The sequence below is a fragment of the Thermomonospora umbrina genome, from assembly GCF_003386555.1.
GTDB lineage: Bacteria > Actinomycetota > Actinomycetes > Streptosporangiales > Streptosporangiaceae > Thermomonospora > Thermomonospora umbrina.
In genome coordinates this window covers 5,386,580-5,402,820 of sequence record NZ_QTTT01000001.1, presented here as the reverse complement: position 1 = coordinate 5,402,820, position 16,241 = coordinate 5,386,580, and the positions used below count along the sequence as shown (strand labels likewise).

The 16,241-nt window shown below is 70.5% G+C and carries 15 protein-coding genes; 11 read left to right on the top strand and 4 right to left on the bottom strand.

The features are described 5' to 3' along the window. The first annotated feature begins 10 nt into the window (after positions 1-10). Positions 11-1,411 carry an MFS transporter gene (locus DFJ69_RS24085; protein WP_116024696.1) on the top strand — a complete coding sequence of 467 codons (1,401 nt, stop codon included), beginning with the start codon at positions 11-13 and terminating at the stop codon, positions 1,409-1,411. Positions 1,412-1,466: 55 nt separating this feature from the next. On the opposite strand, the gene DFJ69_RS24080 is transcribed toward DFJ69_RS24085, so the two are convergent. Both DFJ69_RS24080 and DFJ69_RS24075 read right to left on the bottom strand, forming a co-directional pair. After that, complete coding sequence (locus DFJ69_RS24080) at positions 1,467-1,808, bottom strand: hypothetical protein (protein ID WP_147312403.1); 342 nt, start codon at positions 1,806-1,808, stop codon at positions 1,467-1,469. Positions 1,809-2,053: 245 nt separating this feature from the next. Further along, a complete protein-coding gene (locus DFJ69_RS24075; RefSeq protein WP_116024694.1) occupies positions 2,054-2,740 on the bottom strand; it encodes a TetR/AcrR family transcriptional regulator in 687 nt (228 codons plus the stop codon). A 136-nt stretch (positions 2,741-2,876) separates the two neighbouring features. Between DFJ69_RS24075 and DFJ69_RS24070 the strand changes: the two genes are divergently transcribed. The 6 genes from DFJ69_RS24070 (at position 2,877) to DFJ69_RS24050 (ending at position 10,180) form a co-directional block, all read left to right on the top strand. Further along, a complete protein-coding gene (locus tag DFJ69_RS24070; protein ID WP_116024693.1) occupies positions 2,877-4,481 on the top strand; it encodes a flavin-containing monooxygenase in 1,605 nt (534 codons plus the stop codon). Beyond that, on the top strand, positions 4,478-5,350 hold the full coding sequence (locus DFJ69_RS24065) for a metal-dependent hydrolase (protein ID WP_116024692.1): 873 nt from the start codon (positions 4,478-4,480) through the stop codon (positions 5,348-5,350). Before DFJ69_RS24070 ends, DFJ69_RS24065 begins: the two co-directional genes overlap by 4 nt. A gap of 86 nt (positions 5,351-5,436) precedes the next feature. Further along, positions 5,437-7,038 (top strand): adenylate/guanylate cyclase domain-containing protein, encoded by a 1,602-nt coding sequence (locus DFJ69_RS24060; protein WP_116024691.1) that lies wholly within the window; start codon positions 5,437-5,439, stop codon positions 7,036-7,038. Between the two features lie 102 nt (positions 7,039-7,140). Further along, on the top strand, positions 7,141-7,506 hold the full coding sequence (locus tag DFJ69_RS24055) for a histone-like nucleoid-structuring protein Lsr2 (RefSeq protein ID WP_116024690.1): 366 nt from the start codon (positions 7,141-7,143) through the stop codon (positions 7,504-7,506). A 283-nt stretch (positions 7,507-7,789) separates the two neighbouring features. Continuing rightward, positions 7,790-8,095, top strand: coding sequence for a hypothetical protein (locus DFJ69_RS33855; RefSeq protein ID WP_147312402.1), 306 nt, complete (start codon positions 7,790-7,792; stop codon positions 8,093-8,095). A gap of 777 nt (positions 8,096-8,872) precedes the next feature. Continuing rightward, a complete protein-coding gene (locus DFJ69_RS24050; protein WP_245974545.1) occupies positions 8,873-10,180 on the top strand; it encodes a M14 family metallopeptidase in 1,308 nt (435 codons plus the stop codon). A 275-nt stretch (positions 10,181-10,455) separates the two neighbouring features. Here DFJ69_RS24050 and DFJ69_RS24040 read toward each other — a convergent pair whose 3' ends face one another. Then, positions 10,456-11,388, bottom strand: a complete 933-nt coding sequence (locus tag DFJ69_RS24040) for an NADP-dependent oxidoreductase (RefSeq protein ID WP_116024687.1) — start codon at positions 11,386-11,388, stop codon at positions 10,456-10,458. A gap of 99 nt (positions 11,389-11,487) precedes the next feature. Between DFJ69_RS24040 and DFJ69_RS24035 the strand changes: the two genes are divergently transcribed. Continuing rightward, entirely contained in the window at positions 11,488-12,201 is a 714-nt protein-coding gene (locus tag DFJ69_RS24035; protein WP_116024686.1) for a TetR/AcrR family transcriptional regulator, read from the top strand. Between the two features lie 188 nt (positions 12,202-12,389). Then, entirely contained in the window at positions 12,390-14,147 is a 1,758-nt protein-coding gene (locus DFJ69_RS24030; RefSeq protein WP_116024685.1) for a hypothetical protein, read from the top strand. A gap of 154 nt (positions 14,148-14,301) precedes the next feature. Here the strand turns inward: DFJ69_RS24030 and DFJ69_RS24025 are convergent, their stop codons facing one another. Beyond that, on the bottom strand, positions 14,302-15,012 hold the full coding sequence (locus DFJ69_RS24025) for a helix-turn-helix transcriptional regulator (protein WP_116024684.1): 711 nt from the start codon (positions 15,010-15,012) through the stop codon (positions 14,302-14,304). 77 nt (positions 15,013-15,089) lie between these two features. Between DFJ69_RS24025 and DFJ69_RS24020 the strand changes: the two genes are divergently transcribed. After that, positions 15,090-15,575, top strand: coding sequence for a hypothetical protein (locus DFJ69_RS24020; RefSeq protein ID WP_116024683.1), 486 nt, complete (start codon positions 15,090-15,092; stop codon positions 15,573-15,575). Continuing rightward, positions 15,562-16,203, top strand: coding sequence for a GTP cyclohydrolase I FolE (gene folE, locus DFJ69_RS24015; protein WP_116024682.1), 642 nt, complete (start codon positions 15,562-15,564; stop codon positions 16,201-16,203). Before DFJ69_RS24020 ends, folE begins: the two co-directional genes overlap by 14 nt. Positions 16,204-16,241: the final 38 nt, after the last annotated feature.

Below are 16,241 nucleotides of genomic sequence, written 5' to 3'. Positions count from 1 at the left end.
GGTCGTCGCCGTGCTCGGCATCGCGACCCTGCCCGTCATGGCCGACAGCCCGGTGATGAACCTGGCGCTGCCGGCGATCGTCAGGCACTTCGACGCCGGGCCGTTCGAGGCGACGTGGCTGATGTCGGCGTACCTGCTGGCGCAGACCTCGCTGCTCATCGTGGCGGGCAGGCTGGCCGACGTCTTCGGCCGCCGCACGTTCCTGCTGGCGGGCCTGGCGGTGTTCACCGCGGCGGCGCTGCTCGCCGGTTGCGCCCCGTCCGTCGAGATCCTGATCGGGTGGCGGGTCGTCCAGGCGGCCGGCGGCGCGATGATCCTCGCCAACAGCACCGCGATGCTCAAGGCGATCCTCGCGCCCGAGCGGCTCGGTCAGGGGATCGGGGTGTTCGCGGGCACGATCGCGGCGGCGCCGCTCGTGGGTCTCCTGTTCGGAGGGGTGGCCACCCAGGCGGCGGGCTGGCGGTGGGCGTTGTGGATGAACGTGCCGCTCGGTCTGCTGGCGCTGGTCTGGGGCGCGGTCGTCGTTCCCCGCGTGCCGCCGGGTCCCCGGGAGCCGATCGACCTGGTGGGCGCGGCGCTGCTGTGCGCCGGGCTCGGCGGCCTCGTTCTGGGCCTGTCGAGCATCGACTCCCCCGGCGGGCCCGGGTCGCCGGTTCTCGTGGTGGGCGTTCCGGCCGTGCTGCTGGCGGCCTTCGCGGCACGGCAGGTGTACGCCGCCCATCCGCTGATGCGTTGGACGTTGCTCACCCACCCCGGGGTCGCCCTGGGTGTCCTCGCCGCGTCCCTGGACGTTCTCGGCCGTCACGGCGCCATGCTGCTGGTCGCGTTGTACCTGCAGACCGTCGGCGGCATGCCTCCCGCGCAGGCGGGCGTCGTGATGCTGCCCGGCGCGGTCGCCGCCATGACGGCCGCGACGATGGGCGGGTTCCTGACCCGCCGGGTCCGTCCCGTCACCCTCGCGGCGGCGGGCGCGGCGGGCACCGCCTGCGCCCTGCCGATGCTCGCCCTCACCTTGACGGCCGGCGCCCCCCGCCCGCTGATCGCGCTGACCGTGACGCTGACGATGGTCGGCGGCAGCGTGTTCTACACCGGGAACACGGCGGCGTTCGTGACGAGCGCTCCCGCCGAGCGGCTCGGCGTCGCCAACGGCCTGCGCCTGACGACGCAGAACGTCGGCATGCTGCTGAGCGTCGCCCTCCCGCTCGGCGCGCTCGGCTCGGCCCTGCCGGCGGCCGACCGCCGGACGCTGTACGCGCAATCACCCGCCGCCATCGGCGACCTGACGGCCGGCTACCACCGGGCCTTCACCGTGCTGACCGTGGTCACCCTGCTGACCACCGTCACCTGCCTGGCCAACCGGGCCCGCGCGACCCGACGACGGCCGGGGCCCACGGTGACCGTCAGGCGATGACCGTGAGCCCGACCGGTTCCACCTCCGCGCACTTGGGCGGCCGGCCGTCGTCTCATCAGTCCTTCACGGTGACGCACGTCGTCGGGCTCAGGACCGCGATCTGGCTGCCGCAGACGTTGCTCTGCCCCGTCGCACTACGGCTGTTGAGGAGCAGCCCGGCGGCCTGGTCGCCGCCCTTGCCGGACCCCCCGCCCTTGGCGGTGAAGCACTCCGTCATGCTCGCGATGGAGACCTGGTCACCGCAGGCGTTGCTGTGGCCCGTGGCGCTCCGGCTGTTGAGCAGCAGTCCGCCGAGCTCGTCGGTGATATCGGCGTGGGCCGTGGCGGCACCGACGGGGATCGCCGCTATGGCGCCCACGGCTCCGACGAGTACCGCGATCTTTCGTACCGTTCGCATTTCACTCCCTTGGCCTGGATGAGCGATCGGTGCCCTTCGGGCAAGCCGAACCAAGCGACTTCAACAGAGAGTTAAAGATACATCACAGAGAGTCGCCGTGTGCATGTCCCAGGCCAAGGCGGGCCCCCGTCACGGCGGCTCGAAACACCGGCGCGCGAGCGGGGCGCCGGGTGTCGGCCCGCCACCACCGGCTCTTCCGACATCGTGATGCCTGTCCCCGTACGCAGACGGGCTCGGCCCTGTGGCTAGGGCGTGTCGGCGGTCGGTGCGCCCGCCGTGGCCGGCCGGCTGTCGGCGGTGGGTGTGAAGCGTTGGGTGAGCGGGATGAAGTAGAGGTCGATGACGCGTCGGCGTTCTGCGTCGTCCTCGATGGGCAGGACGGTCTCGGGTGTGAGGACCAGTGACAGCACGATCCGGACGAGGAGTTCGGCGAAGCTGTCGATGTCGGGGTCGGGGATCTCGATGCGGCCGGCGGTGATCTCGGCGCGGACGAGGCCGGCGATCCATTCGCGGGCCTCGGCGACGGGTCCGGCGGCCCGGGTGGTCAGGTAGGGCAGGATCAGCTCCGGCTCGGTCCGCAGCAGCCGGTTGAGCAGCCGGTGCTCGCGCAGGAACGTCACGCAGAAGTGCAGGCCCTCGGTGAGCTTGGCCGCCGAGGTCGGTTGGGCGTCGACGACGGTCTCGGCCTTGCTGAGGAACCGCCGCAGTTCGCGCATGACCAGGGCGCTGAGCAGGGAGTCCTTCTTGGGGAAGTGCCGGTAGATCGTCACGCGCGAGAGGCCGACGCGGCGGGCGACGTCGTCGATGGTGAAGCGGCGGAGGCCGAAGTCCTCGGCCTGTTGCAATGCGGCGTCCAGGACGCGCTCGGCGGTGTGGTCGTCCGCCGGTTCGCTGGTCCTCGCCCGGTGTAGCAGGCCGTCGAACAAACCCATGGCGACACCCTAACAACCTGCGGGTTCACCATTGAACGCACTTTACAACTTGACGCATGTTGTTACATGCGTTTGAATCTCGCATTGTTGCAGCCGGGTGTGGCCATGGCGCCACCCGACAGCTTGGAGAGCGGTCATGACCCCACCGCCACAGACGGACACCGGAGCGGAAGAGGTGCGGGGCTCCGAGCGGATCCGGCCGGACACCGAGGTCGCGATCATCGGCGCGGGGCTGAGCGGCCTGGGGATGGGCATCGCGCTGCGACGCGCCGGCATCGAGGACTTCGTCATCCTGGAGCGCGCGGACGACATCGGGGGCACGTGGCGCGACAACACCTATCCGGGTGTGGGCGTGGACGTCCCGGCGCAGGCGTACCAGTTCAGTTTCGAGCTCAACCCGGGCTGGAGCCGGGTGTTCGCGCCCGGCGCGGAGGTCAAGGCCTACCTGGACGGGCTCGCCGACCGGTACGGCCTGCGTCGGCGCGTACGGCTGGGCAGCGAGGTCGTCGAACGGGTGTGGGATCAGGACGCGCGCCTGTGGCGGTTGAGGCTCGCGGGGGCGGGCGAGGTGGTCGCCCGGTTCGTGGTCAGCGCGATCGGGCCGTTCGTGGATCCCAAACCGATCGACATCGCGGGGGCCGACCGGTTCGCGGGGGCGGTCCTGCGTTCCTCGCGGTGGGACGACGGGTGCGATCTGACGGGCAAGCGGGTCGCGGTCATCGGGACGGGTGCCAGCGCGGTGCAGCTCGTTCCGGAGATCGCGGCCGAGGCGTCCCGGTTGGACGTGTACCAGCGCACGCCGATCTGGGTGGCGCCCAAACCCGACGTGGCGATCCCCCGGGTGTTGATGGGGCTGTTCCGGCGGTCGCCGCGTCTGCAGGAGGTGGTGCGGCGGCTGACGACCCGGGCCGTGGAGCTGCTGCTCATCGACGTGGTCGTCCATCATCGGCGGGCTCCCTGGCTCGCCCGGACGGGGGCCCGGCTGCTGCGTTCCCTGTGGTACCGGTGGCAGGTCCGCGACCCGGAGGTGCGGCGGCGGCTCACCCCCGACTACGGGCTCGGCTGCAAGCGCCCCTCCGTCTCCAACACCTACCTGCGGGCCTTCAACCTGCCGCACGTCTCGCTGATCACCGACTCGATCGCCCGCATCACCGAGAACGGCGTCCAGACCCTCGACGGACACGAACGACAGGTCGACGCGATCGTGCTGGCGACCGGCTTCCGCCTGGCCAGCGACCCGGAGAACTACCGCCGCACCCCGGTACGAGGCCGCGACGGGTTCGACCTCGCGACCACCTACACCCAGAACCGCCTGGCCTCCTACGAAGGCATCAGCATCCCCGGACTGCCCAACCACTTCATGATGTTCGGCCCCTACGGATGGGTCGGCGGCACCTGGCACCAACTCGTCGAAACCACCTCCGCACACATCGTGCGGGTCATCACCGAAGCCCACCGCCGAGGCGCGGCCGTGGTGGAGATCCGCACCGAACCGACCGAACGGTGGACGGAACAGATGCGCGAACGACTGGCCGGTTCACTGTGGGCCACCGGGGACTGCGGCACCGCCAACAGCTACTACTTCGACCACCACGGCGACACCCCCTACCTGCGCCCGACCAGCTCCGCGCAGGCCCGTAGGGCCAGCCGCACCTTCCCCCTCGACGACTACGACTACCTGCCTGCCACCCCCCATGCCCCGGCTCACCTGGGGGCCGAGACAGCCGAGAGGACGCCATGACCGCCGCAGGAGATCTCGCTCCCCGCCCGATACCGCCGCGCACCGTTCACGTCCGTCGCGTCCGCTTCTCCCATCCCGACGGCGCTCTGCGACGCCACTACGTCGAGGGTGACCTGGTGATGAGCCATGTGGTCGCGGTCCTGTCGGCGACGTTCCCTCCCGGGGAGGACTTCTTCGTACGGTCGGTGCGCCACTACCGCGACGAGATCGGCGACCCGGAACTGAAGAAGCAGGTGCGCGGGTTCATCGGCCAGGAGGTCGTCCACGGCCGCGAACACGACCACCTCAACCAGGTGCTGCGGCAGATGGGATATCCCACCCACCTGGTCCATCGGTTCATCGACGGGGTCCTGTCGTCGTTCGACCGGACACTGTCACCGCGCGTGCGGCTGGGCTTCACCGCCGGCCTGGAGCACTACACCGCCACCATCGCCGAGCAGTTGCTCACCAGCCCCGAGGCCCAGGCCCTGCTCGGCGACACCGAGGTCCGCTCCATCCTGCTCTGGCACGCCCTGGAGGAGTCCGAGCACAAGTCCGTCGCCTTCGACGTCTACCGGGCGGTCGGCGGCACCGAGCGCATGCGGATCTGGACCATGCGGCTGATCAGCGCCCTGCTGATCGCCCATGTCGTCACGGCCACGGCCCTGTCCATGCTCACCGACCGCGCGACCTACAACCCGGTCCGCCTCGTTCGCAGCCTGGCCCGCCTGCGGCACTCGCCGTTCCTGGCCCGCGAGGTCATCCGCACCCTGCGCGCCTACAACACCCCTGGCTTCCACCCCGACCACATCGACAGCACCCACCTGCTGGAACGCTGGCAGGCCGAACTGTTCGGCCCCCAAGGCACCCTCACCGGCAAGCTGAAGTAGCCCCGAGACGCCGCGCAGGCCGGCGCGGGCCAACACCTGCAGCGGTCCCCGCGCCGATCTGCGCGGCCCGTGCGGAACAGGACACCATGCGCGACCATCTCAGCGGCCCGCCGCACCCCGATGTCGGACCTCGTGGGTCGCGCCCGCGCCGCGTGCTGCGCTGGGTCCTGGACGGGCCGCCCGGAGCCTCCCGACCCGCCACCGAACGCCGTATCCGCTGGCTGGTGACCATCGCGGCCGTCGTGTCCAACATCGGCGGCGCCCTGGTGGTCCTGGTCCTGGCCACCATGGTGCTGCCCGACCCGCCGGACACGGGCGCACCCGCCGCGCTGCGGCACGTCAACGTGGCGCTCCTGTTCGCCTACGCCTCCGTGGCCATCGTGGTGGGCGTCGTCGTCGGTCTGCTGTCCTTCCGCCCGGTACGCGGGCTGTTCCACACCGACCGCCCCCTCAGCGACCGCGAACAGCGCCGCGTGCTGCGCGCCCCGCTGCGCCTGATGCGTGTCCACGTCGTGCTGTGGGGCGTGGCCACCGCGGGCTGGACACTGATCAACGTGTCGTTCTCGGCGCTGCTCGCCCTCAAGCTCGGCCTCACCTGCCTGCTGGGCGGCCTGACCACCTGCGCCATCGTCTACCTGCTCGCCGAACGCCTCTTCCGCCCGGCCGTCGCGATGACCCTCACCACCACCGTGCCGACCGCCACCAGAGTCCTCGGAGTGGTGACCCGCTCGCTGCTGGCCTGGGCGCTGGGCACGGCCGTCCCGGTCCTCGGGGTGGTCCTCATGGGCGGGGCCGCGCTGATCCTCACCGACGTCTCCGGCCGGCAACTCGGCTGGACCATGGTGGTCCTGGGCACGACCGCGCTGATCGTCGGCGGCGCGGTCACCTACCTGGCCGCACGCGCCACCGCCGACCCCGTCAACTCCGTCCGCCGGGCCCTGACCCGCGTCGACCGGGGCGACCTGAACGTCACCGTCCCCGTCTACGACGGAAGCGAGATCGGACGGCTCCAGGCCGGGTTCAACCACATGGCCTCCGCGCTGCGCGAACGCGAAGTGCTGCGCGACCTGTTCGGCCGCCAGGTCGGCGAGGACGTCGCCAGGATCGCCCTGCAACGCGGTGTGCGACTGGGCGGCGAAACCCGCCAGGTCGCCGTCCTCTTCGTCGACCTGATCGGATCGACCCGGCTCGCCGCCACCCATCCACCCGAGCACGTCGTCACCCTGCTCAACGACTTCTTCGCCGTCGTCGTCCAGGTGATCGGCAAGCACGGCGGTTGGATCAACAAGTTCGAGGGCGACGCCGCACTCGCCGTCTTCGGCGCCCCCCTGGACCTGCCGAACGAACGCACCCACGCCCTGGCCGCCGCCCGCGAACTCGCCCGGCGCCTCGACACCGACGTCCCCCGACTCCGCGCCGCCATCGGCGTCTCGGCGGGCGAAGCCGTCGCCGGGCACATCGGAGCCGAGAAGCGCTTCGAGTACACCGTCATCGGCGACCCGGTCAACGAGGCCGCCCGCCTCACCGACCTCGCCAAGACCACCCCCGCCCGAGTCCTGGCCTCCGGCACCGCCCTCGACGCCGCCGACCCCACCGAGGCCGCCCACTGGCACGTCACCGACGAGGTCATCGTCAGAGGCCGGACCCGACCCACCCGCATCGCCACGCCGCACCCGGTCACCCCCTGAACCGGTCCGGCCCACCACCACGGCGATTGCGGTGCAGCACCTCGAGCCCGGAGCGGTGCCGAGGGCCTATCATCTTGGACGCCGCCAACGGAGGAGGAGCACGTGGCCACCAAGGTCATCATGGTCGACGACATCGACGGCTACGACGGTGAGGACGTCGCCAAGCGGGACTTCGAGGTGGCCGGCACGACCTTCACGATGGACCTGGGCGACGCCAACCACAAGCAGCTCCAAGAGATCCTGCGGCAACTGGCGCCGTACCTGGAGAAGGCATCGATCGTGAAGCCGGCGGGTCGATCCCGCAAGTCCGCCGGCGACGCCTCCCCACGCCTGAAGGGGTACACCAACAGCGACGTCCGCGAGTGGGCCAAGGCCGAGGGCGTCGAGGTCAGCCTCCGAGGCAAGATCGCCGACGACGTCTACGATCGCTTCATCGAGGCTCACCCGGACGCGAAGCCGGGGACGTGAGCAGGGCCGCGGCCCTTCCTCTGCACGTGGTCGTGGTCGTGACCTCGCCGGAGCGCGATTCCCCGTCGCTGCGGCGGACCGTCGTCCTCGACCAGGGAGGGGCCCGGCGCGATTTCCGGCGCATGCGGCATTCGCGAGATCGTCCTCAAACGCGACGGCTGAGACGTGGCCAACAACCGCCCATGCGCCGTGGTGTCCGGGTCGTTCTGGCGCCATCTGGAATGCCGCCTCCGATATCGACATCGCCTCTATGCCCGTTCGCCCGGGCATGGAAGACGGGGGGATGGCTGAGCGCCGGCGGTCGTTCGCCAATGGCTTGGACTCGGTGCAACTGGGGGCGGTGACCGATAATATCGACCAAGCCAAGGGCGACGAGGACCCGGCCGAGTGGAGACCTCCGCTGGACTCGTTCGACTGCGGGTGCGCCCGGGCGTGGATTGATGTGAAATGGCGATATCGGCTCACCGCCGACCAGCCCGAAGGTGGGGCCGGCCGACATGCTCGGCATCTGCTGACGCCGTCGAAAATCTCGCATGTGATCAGGCTGAGGTCCGCCGATGCGGCGGCCGATTCTTGCCGGCGGCATTGACGCCGGGTCCGGGCACCGACGGATTGACGGTGCAGTCGGCTTCGGGCGGCGGTTTGACCGGGGTGGACGAAGGTTCGGGCGGAGCGGTGTTCCGTGCCGACAGGCCGATCATGTGTGGGATGCCTCGGCACGTCACCGACGCGGGAGGCCACGGCCTCCGGCCCGGCCTCCGGAGGGACCTGTCGGTGTCACCTGCGGATGGATCCAAGGTCGCCGCGGCGCGGGCGGGGTCGCTGACGCTGCGGCCGGACGAGGACCCGCTCACGGGAGCGAATACGGGTCCCGGCATCTGTGGGCCGCAGCGGATGAGACGGGGGGCGGGCATGCGGGGTCTCGGTCGGGAGCGGTGGGCCCGATGATCGATCAGGTGCTGGAGACGCCGGGCCGGTCCCCGGCGGTGATCGCGCCGCCCATCCGTGAACTCCCTCGCCCTCGTTGACCCCGCCGCCGTGTCCCGCCTGCTGAAGTCGGTTGTGGATGACCGGGGTCGAGTTCACCGTGTCGACCGAAAGGCCCGCCGCCCACGTCGAGTCCGCCGACGACCTCCCTGATGATCGACGCCGTGATCGGCGGCGCCTCGACCGGACCTCTCTCGTACCCCGGCGGCCGGGAGATCGTCCTGTGAAGCACCTGTGGCCCGGTGATCGCGATATTCCCGTGACCATGACGAATGGACGGCACCGCATCAATTCGCTGAATATCTGCCGCTTTACCGGCGGGTAGCCAGAACTTACGCTGGGTGTCGTCCCGCGGTCGTCCCCGCTCATGGAGGTCGCCTTGCGAAGAAGATCTGTGTTCGCCATGTCGGGCCTGTGCGCACTGCTGATCCTGACCGTTCCGGCCGGCGTCGGGGCGTCGGCCCAAGGGGCGGTCCACGCGCCCGAACCGCAAGACACCCGCTCGTACGACGTCACCGGTGTGCGCAACACCGCCGACCGCACCAGGATCGCCCGTACCGGCGCGGCCATCGACGAGGCCCACGGCCGACACATCACCATCACCGCGACCGACCGCGAGGCGGCGGAGGTGCGGCGGCTCGGGTTCACCGTCGTCGGGCTGCCGGACGAGGACGCGCACGGCCATGAGGACGGCGCCACCCTCGACTTTCCGCCCGCCGACTCGGGCTACCACAACTTCGCCGAGCTGACCGCGGTGGTGAATCAGACGGCCGCCGACCACCCCGGCATCGTGCGCACGTCCGTGATCGGGCGGTCTTACCAGGGCCGCGCCATCATGGCGATCAAGATCAGCGACAACCCGGGCAGCGACGAGAACGAGCCCGAGGTGCTGTTCACCCACCACCAGCACGCCCGCGAGCACCTGACCGTCGAGATGGCGGTCTATCTGCTCAACGAACTGACCGACAAGTACGGCACGGACTCGCGCGTGACCAACCTGGTCGACAACCGGGAGATCTGGATCCTGCCCGATCTCAACCCGGACGGCGGCGAGTACGACATCGCGGCCGGCACGTACCGCTCCTGGCGCAAGAACCGTCAGCCGAATCCGGGCTCCACCTATGTGGGCACGGACCTGAACCGCAACTGGGCCTACAACTGGGGATGCTGCGGCGGTTCCTCGCCCAGCCCGTCCAGCGTCACCTACCGCGGCTCGGCTCCCGAGTCCGCACCCGAGGTGAAGGTCGTGGCCGACTTCGTCCGCAGCCGGGTCATCGCCGGACGTCAGCAGATCAGGGCGGCGATCGACTTCCACACCTACAGCGAGCTGATCCTGTGGCCCTATGGATACACCTATGCCGACACCGGCCCGGGGCTGACCCAAGACGACCGCAACGCCCATGCCGCGCTCGGCCAGAACATGGCCACGACCAACGGCTACACCCCCGAGCAGTCCAGCGATCTCTACATCACCGACGGAACGATCAACGACTGGATGTGGGGCGTCCACAAGATCTTCAACTACACCTTCGAGATGTATCCCCGCACCGCAAGCCCCGGCTTCTATCCGCCCGACGAGGTCATCGGCCGGGAGACCACCCGCAACCGCGAGGCCGTCCTGCGCCTCATGGAGTACGCCGACTGCGTCTACCGCATCATCAACAAACCGACCCTCTGCGCGGCCTGACATCCCCGATCTCGGCCCGCCCGGCTACCGGACCGCACTCCCCGACGCTCCGCGCCATGCTCGCCCGTCCGACAAGCCGACCCGGACCGGCGAACGCGGCGGGGTCATCGACCCCCGTGCGGTCCGGGCCTGTCACTTGAGCGCCGCGCTGCAGGATCTGGCGGCTACGGCCGAGCGGGCCGTGCAGGTGCGGGATGCGGTCGGCGATCTGATCGGGGCCGCCGCCGAAGACCATGCCGCCGACGCCGGGCCCCGGCGGGCCACCGGGGATCGGGTCAGGAGCAGGTGACGGAGATCTTGCCGAGCGACCCGGCGCCGAACGCCTCGAACGCCTCGGCGGCCCGCTCCAGCGGGTAGGTCGCGGTGACCGGCACCCGCAGCCTCCCGGCGGCGGCCTGCTCGGCCAGTACGGTCAGGGTCCGGGCGTCGGGGTCGGCCATGATCGGGTGAACGGTGACGCCCTCGACGGCATCAGGGGCCAGTCCGAGGGTGGAGGCGATCCGGCCGCCCTTGCCCAGCAGACCCGCGAGTCGGATGCCGTCGCCCGCCATGTGCAGCACCACGTCCACGCCCTCGGGTGCGATGGCGCGAACCTGAGCCTCCAGGTCGCCGGTGTAATCGACCACGTGCACCTTCGCGCCGGTCAGGCCGGTGACGAAGTCGGCCTCCGCGCCGGGACGGGCGGTGGCGAGGACACGGACGCCGCGGGCGGCGGCCATCTGCACGGCGAGCGCTCCGACCCCGCCGGTCGCCCCGGACACCAGAACGGTGTCGCCCTCGGCCGCCCGGGCGGCGTCGAGACCGTTCAGGGCGGCGGTGCCGGCCAGACCGAGCGCCCCGGCGTCCCGGTTCGACAGGCCGTCGGGGATACGGGCGATCCCGTACGCGGCGGGCACGGTCACGTACTGCGCCAGCGACCCGTCCTGAAGGACCGTCTTCATCACCACGCCGAACACCCGGTCGCCGACCGCGAACCCGACCGCGCCCTCGCCCAGCCCGGTGACCGTCCCGGCGAAGTCCTTGCCCAGCACCAACGGGAACCGGTGCTCCATCATCTGCCGCACACGCCCGGCGGCCACCGACACGTCGAACCCGTTCACCGACGCCGACGCCACCTCCACCAGCACCTCACCGGCCTCCGGCCGCGGCGCCTCCACCTCACCGACCTTCGGGACCGCCGGAACGGAGTCCACGACAACAGCACGCATACGATCTCCCGACATCAAGTGGAACGGCCTTCCCGTTTCCACCTCGCCCAGCGTAACCACATAAATGGGAAGGTTGTTCCACTTGGGTAGGCTGAAGCCATGATCTCCGCCCGTCCCCTCCACGCCGACGAACCCGCGCCGGGGTCGGATCAGCAGTCCGGGCATGGGCTGCGGGCCGACGCCGAACGCAACCGCGGCCGGATCCTGGCCGCCGCCCGCCGCCTGTTCGCCCGCGAGGGGCTCGGCGTCTCCATGGCGGCGGTCGCCCGCGAGGCCGGTGTCGGCAAGGCCACCCTGTCCCGCCGCTTCGCCACCCGCGAAGACCTCATCACCGCGGTCTTCGCCGACCGCATGGACGCCTACGCCACCGCCGTCGCCGACGCCCTCGCCGACCCCGACCCCTGGCACGGCTTCGTCGACTACGTCCAGGCGGTGTGCGCCATGCAGGCCGCCGACCGCGGCTTCGCCGACGTGCTCACCATGACCTTCCCCACCGCCAAAGCCCTGGAGGTCCGCCGCGCCCAGGCCTACGGCGACTTCCTGGAACTCATCACCCGCGCCAAGGCCACCGGCCACCTGCGCGAGGACTTCACCGACCGTGACCTGCCCATCCTGCTCATGGCCAACGCCGGAGTCATCGCCGCCACCGGCGACACCGCCCCCGACGCCTGGCGCCGCCTGGTCGGCCACATGCTCCGCTCCTATGCCACCCCCGGCGCCCCCCTACCGCCCCTGCCGGACGCCCCCCATCCCCGCGCCCTCTACCGCGCCATGATCCGCCTCACCCGCCCCGGCCCCCCTGACCAGCGATAGCGCCAGAAGCCACCGAGTGAGCCACCCGGCTCCAAAGCCCGCTCGCCACGAGAACCGACTCTCGACGCGTGAGCAGAGCCGGCACCGGCAGGAACGAGTCGCCGCCTTACCGAACAATCGGACCGTAGACTTCGGCAGCGAACGCCGACGACGTCTGGCCGTTCCGCGCCCGCGCGGGAGGAGATCGCATGCAGGACCCTTCGGACTCGGGGGAAACCGCCGAGCCTGAGGAGAACGGCCAGAGCCATATCGCCGACCCACCTGCCGTGGACGATCCGACACTCGACTCGACGACGGCGTCCACGGTCCTGGCCGAGGTGCTCCCAGGAATCGTCGTCGTCTTCGGGCTCGAGGTCCCGGCGGAACTCAAGCCCGATCTGCTCGACTTCGGGCTCGTGTCGGCCGCCGACCGCGAACAGATCGGCGCAGTCGTCGCCTCGATCGGAAACACCGCGACCGTGGCCGGCAACCTCGGAAACGCATTCGCCGGCACGCAGGGGCTCTACAGGCTCAGCGACGCGACACAGGCCCTACTGAAGGCCGGCGGAACGCTCGCCACCAAGGACGGCGCGAACCTCGGTGCGGTGATCTCCTCCAGCGGCCTCGCCCAAGCCCGCTTCATCCCCGTGACCGCCGTGAGCGCGGCGCAGACCGCGGCCGCGATCGGGCCGGCGCTGGCCATGGTCGCCCTTCAGATGCAGTTGAGTGAGATCGCGGGCCTCGTCCGGACCAACATCGCGCTGACGAGCCGGGTGCTCACCTCCCTCCGCCACGAGCAATGGGCCGAACTGACCGGGCTCGTCGCCACCATCGATCGCGCGATCGACCAGGCGCGAGAGGTCGAATCGATCCCGACCTCCTTGTGGGACCGCGTCGCGAGCAGTGAAACGTCGCTGCGCAAGCAGCGTGACCTGTACCGACGGAACGTCCGCGGCCACGTCGAGCAGATCGATCGGCCCGACGCACGTCGCCGCCGCGAGTATCTCCAGACGAACGCCGAGGCGATCGTCTTCGACACCCACGCCCTCCTGTCCTCCGTCAAGGCATGGATCGGGTATCAGGCGCTCTGCGCCGGGAAGGCGAGAGCCGCCGGCCGCGAAGACGTCGGCGAGGCGCGGCTCGCCGACGTCATTGCGCGCGACACTCGCACGGAACTCGACTCCGCCCTCGCCGAGACGAAGAGCCTCGTCGACGCGCTGACGCGGGAGCTGCGCATCATCGCCGAGCTCCCCGGACGCGACACACTTCCGCTGCCGGGAAAGCGGAGGGACTCGAACGCGGCCCGCCAAACCTCCGCCCGTCTCCTAGAGGCGATCGAGCCTCTTGCCGATGCCCTCCATCCGCCGCCGCCTCCGCTCGAGGCTCCGGGCGTCGTCTGCGCACCCGAATCGCCGGATCTCGAGCCGTACCTTCGCATCCTGCGATGGTTCCTCGAGGACGGTGAGACCCTACGTGTCCTCGGTTTCGCCGACCAGCTCGATGCCCTCGGTCCGATCTCCGCGATCCTCGGCGGAGCGAAGGAGAAACTGGCGGCGACGAGGGACAAGGCCACGGCGAAGACACTGGTCGCCGTCACGGATCGCCGCATCATCACGGCCAAGACGAACGCCTTCCTCGAGCAAGGCGAGATCCGTCAGGACATCCCGATCGATCACGTGCGATACGTTCGAGCGGCGACCGCACAGGGCAGGGGCGCCCGCTTGGCGATCGACCTCATCACGCGCGATGAGAACATACGGTGGCTCTTCCACGCCGACATCGACAGCACTCGAGTTGGGGCGCTCGCCGCCGTGCTCGCCGAGTCGATGACGATCCCGGACCTTGAACGCGATGAGCTTCAACGGCGGCGCCACGTCCCCATCGAGGCGGGCGGGAACGCCGAGGGTACTGGCACGAAGTTCACGGAACCGACTGAATCCGAGGCCACGGCCTCCGCTGCCGAGTAGGCCGCCCCGACGGCACCTACCGAGACTGGTCCACGTGCGGCGGTAGGCACACCACCCCGAGCCTCCGTCCTCACTGACCGACGTACGGTGCCGCAAGCCACCTGCGCGGGACTCTCCGTTCGACCGGCATGGGCCGCCTGCTCGGTCGGCCGTGTCACGGGGCCGAGGTCGGTGGATCCGGCTGGAGGCGGACGCAGCACCGATCGGGCGCGGGGTCGAGCCGGGCGGTCACGCCGGACGCGTCCAATCCGTCCAGCAGGCCGTTGAGCAGACACAGGTTCATGCCGCACACCAGCTCGGTGTGTTGTTGCGCCAGGGTGTGGAAGGGGCAGTTGCCCAGGACGATCGTCGCATCGGGCGCGCTGCGGGTGACGCGGGGTTCGAAGCCGAAGTCCTCCAGCGCGCGCATGACGGACGCGTGGCCGCCGGCGCCGGGGTGGGCGTCCCGCGATGCCCGGCCGATGTCTCGGCCGAGTTCCCGAGCGAGCCGGTCCAGAATCGGGCGTGGCGACCGACCGGTGCCGTCGGCTTGGTGAACGGCGGTCGCCAGCAGGTGCCCGGCCAACTCGTACCGGCGGTCGGGCAGCGAGACCGCGATCTGCTGCGGGGCGCGCCGGTACAGCTTGGAGGGGCGGCCGGCGCCGGGTCCGCCGGTGCGTCGCTCCGCCACCGTTTCCAGCAGGCCCTGGCCGACGAGACGGTCCAGGTGGAACACCACCGTGCTGCGAGACAGCCCCAGCGCCTCGGCGGCGGTGTCGCGGCTGACCGGCGTCTCCTGCCGCGCCACGTAGTCGTACAGCCTGCGCCGCGTCGGCTCGTCGAGCGCGGCCACCGCCGACACCCGCGAGGTCAACGACTCGTCCATCTCTAAAAACCATTTCTGTTGAAGAAATCTCTGTTACGTTCTAACGTTAACACGAGTCGTCGTTAGAAGGAGGAGTGATGACCGCTCAACCACCCCCCGCAGCCGCGCGATCCGCCGTCCCCGGGGTGCCGGCCGATCCGGGCGAACAGGCGTACCTGGTGTTGCGCGCGGTGTTCATCGTGGCACCGGTGGCCTTCGGGCTCGACAAGTTCACCGGCCTGCTCGCCGACTGGCCGACCTACCTGGCGCCCTGGATCGACGGCCTGGTCCCGGGCACCGCGCAGCAGGCCATGTACGCCGTCGGCGCGGTCGAGATCATCGCCGGGATCGTGGTCGCGGTGGCCCCGCGGTTCGGTGGTCCGCTGGTGGCCGCCTGGCTGGCCGGGATCATCCTCAACCTGCTCACCCTCGGGGACTTCTACGACGTGGCGTTGCGGGACGTCGGGCTGCTGGCCGGCGCCGTGGCCCTGACCCGGCTCGCCGCCCGCTCCCCCCACCGGCCGGCCCGCCCGACTCGCGCGCACGGTGAAGACGGTGAAAGGCGGGTCGATGAGCGTCACTGAGCCCGATGCGCTCACCGAGTCACCGACGCCGTCCCTCCGCTACCGGCGTCTGGCGGTGGCCGGTCGCGGGCCGGACGTGGACGCGCAGGCCGCGCAGCGGGCCGTGGCCGATCTGCTGGTGGCCCTCGGCCGGGATCCGCACGGCGAGCACCTGGCCGACACACCCCGGCGGGTGGCGGCCGCCTACACCGAATTGCTCACACCGCGCGAGTTCGACCTGACCACGTTCCCCAACGAGGAGGGCTACGACGAACTGGTGCTGGCCAAGCGCATTCCGATGCAGTCCTTGTGCGAGCACCATCTGCTGCCGTTCCAGGGCGTGGCCCATGTCGGCTATCTGCCCGGCGAACGCATCCTGGGCCTGTCGAAACTGGCCCGGGTGGTGGAACTGTTCGCCCGTGACCTGCAGGTTCAGGAACGGCTGACCAAACAGGTCGCCGACTGGCTGCAAGAACACCTCGAACCCAAGGGCGTCGGTGTCGTCATCGAGGCCGAGCACCTGTGCATGTCCCTGCGCGGCGTACGCGCCACCGGCTCGGCCACCGTGACCTCCGCCCTGCACGGTGTGCTCCGCCACGACGCACGCTCCCGCCAGGAGTTCCTGGCACTCACGGGCATCATCGACTAGGCGCACACCGCCTGATCACGGGTATCGCCCGCCCAGTC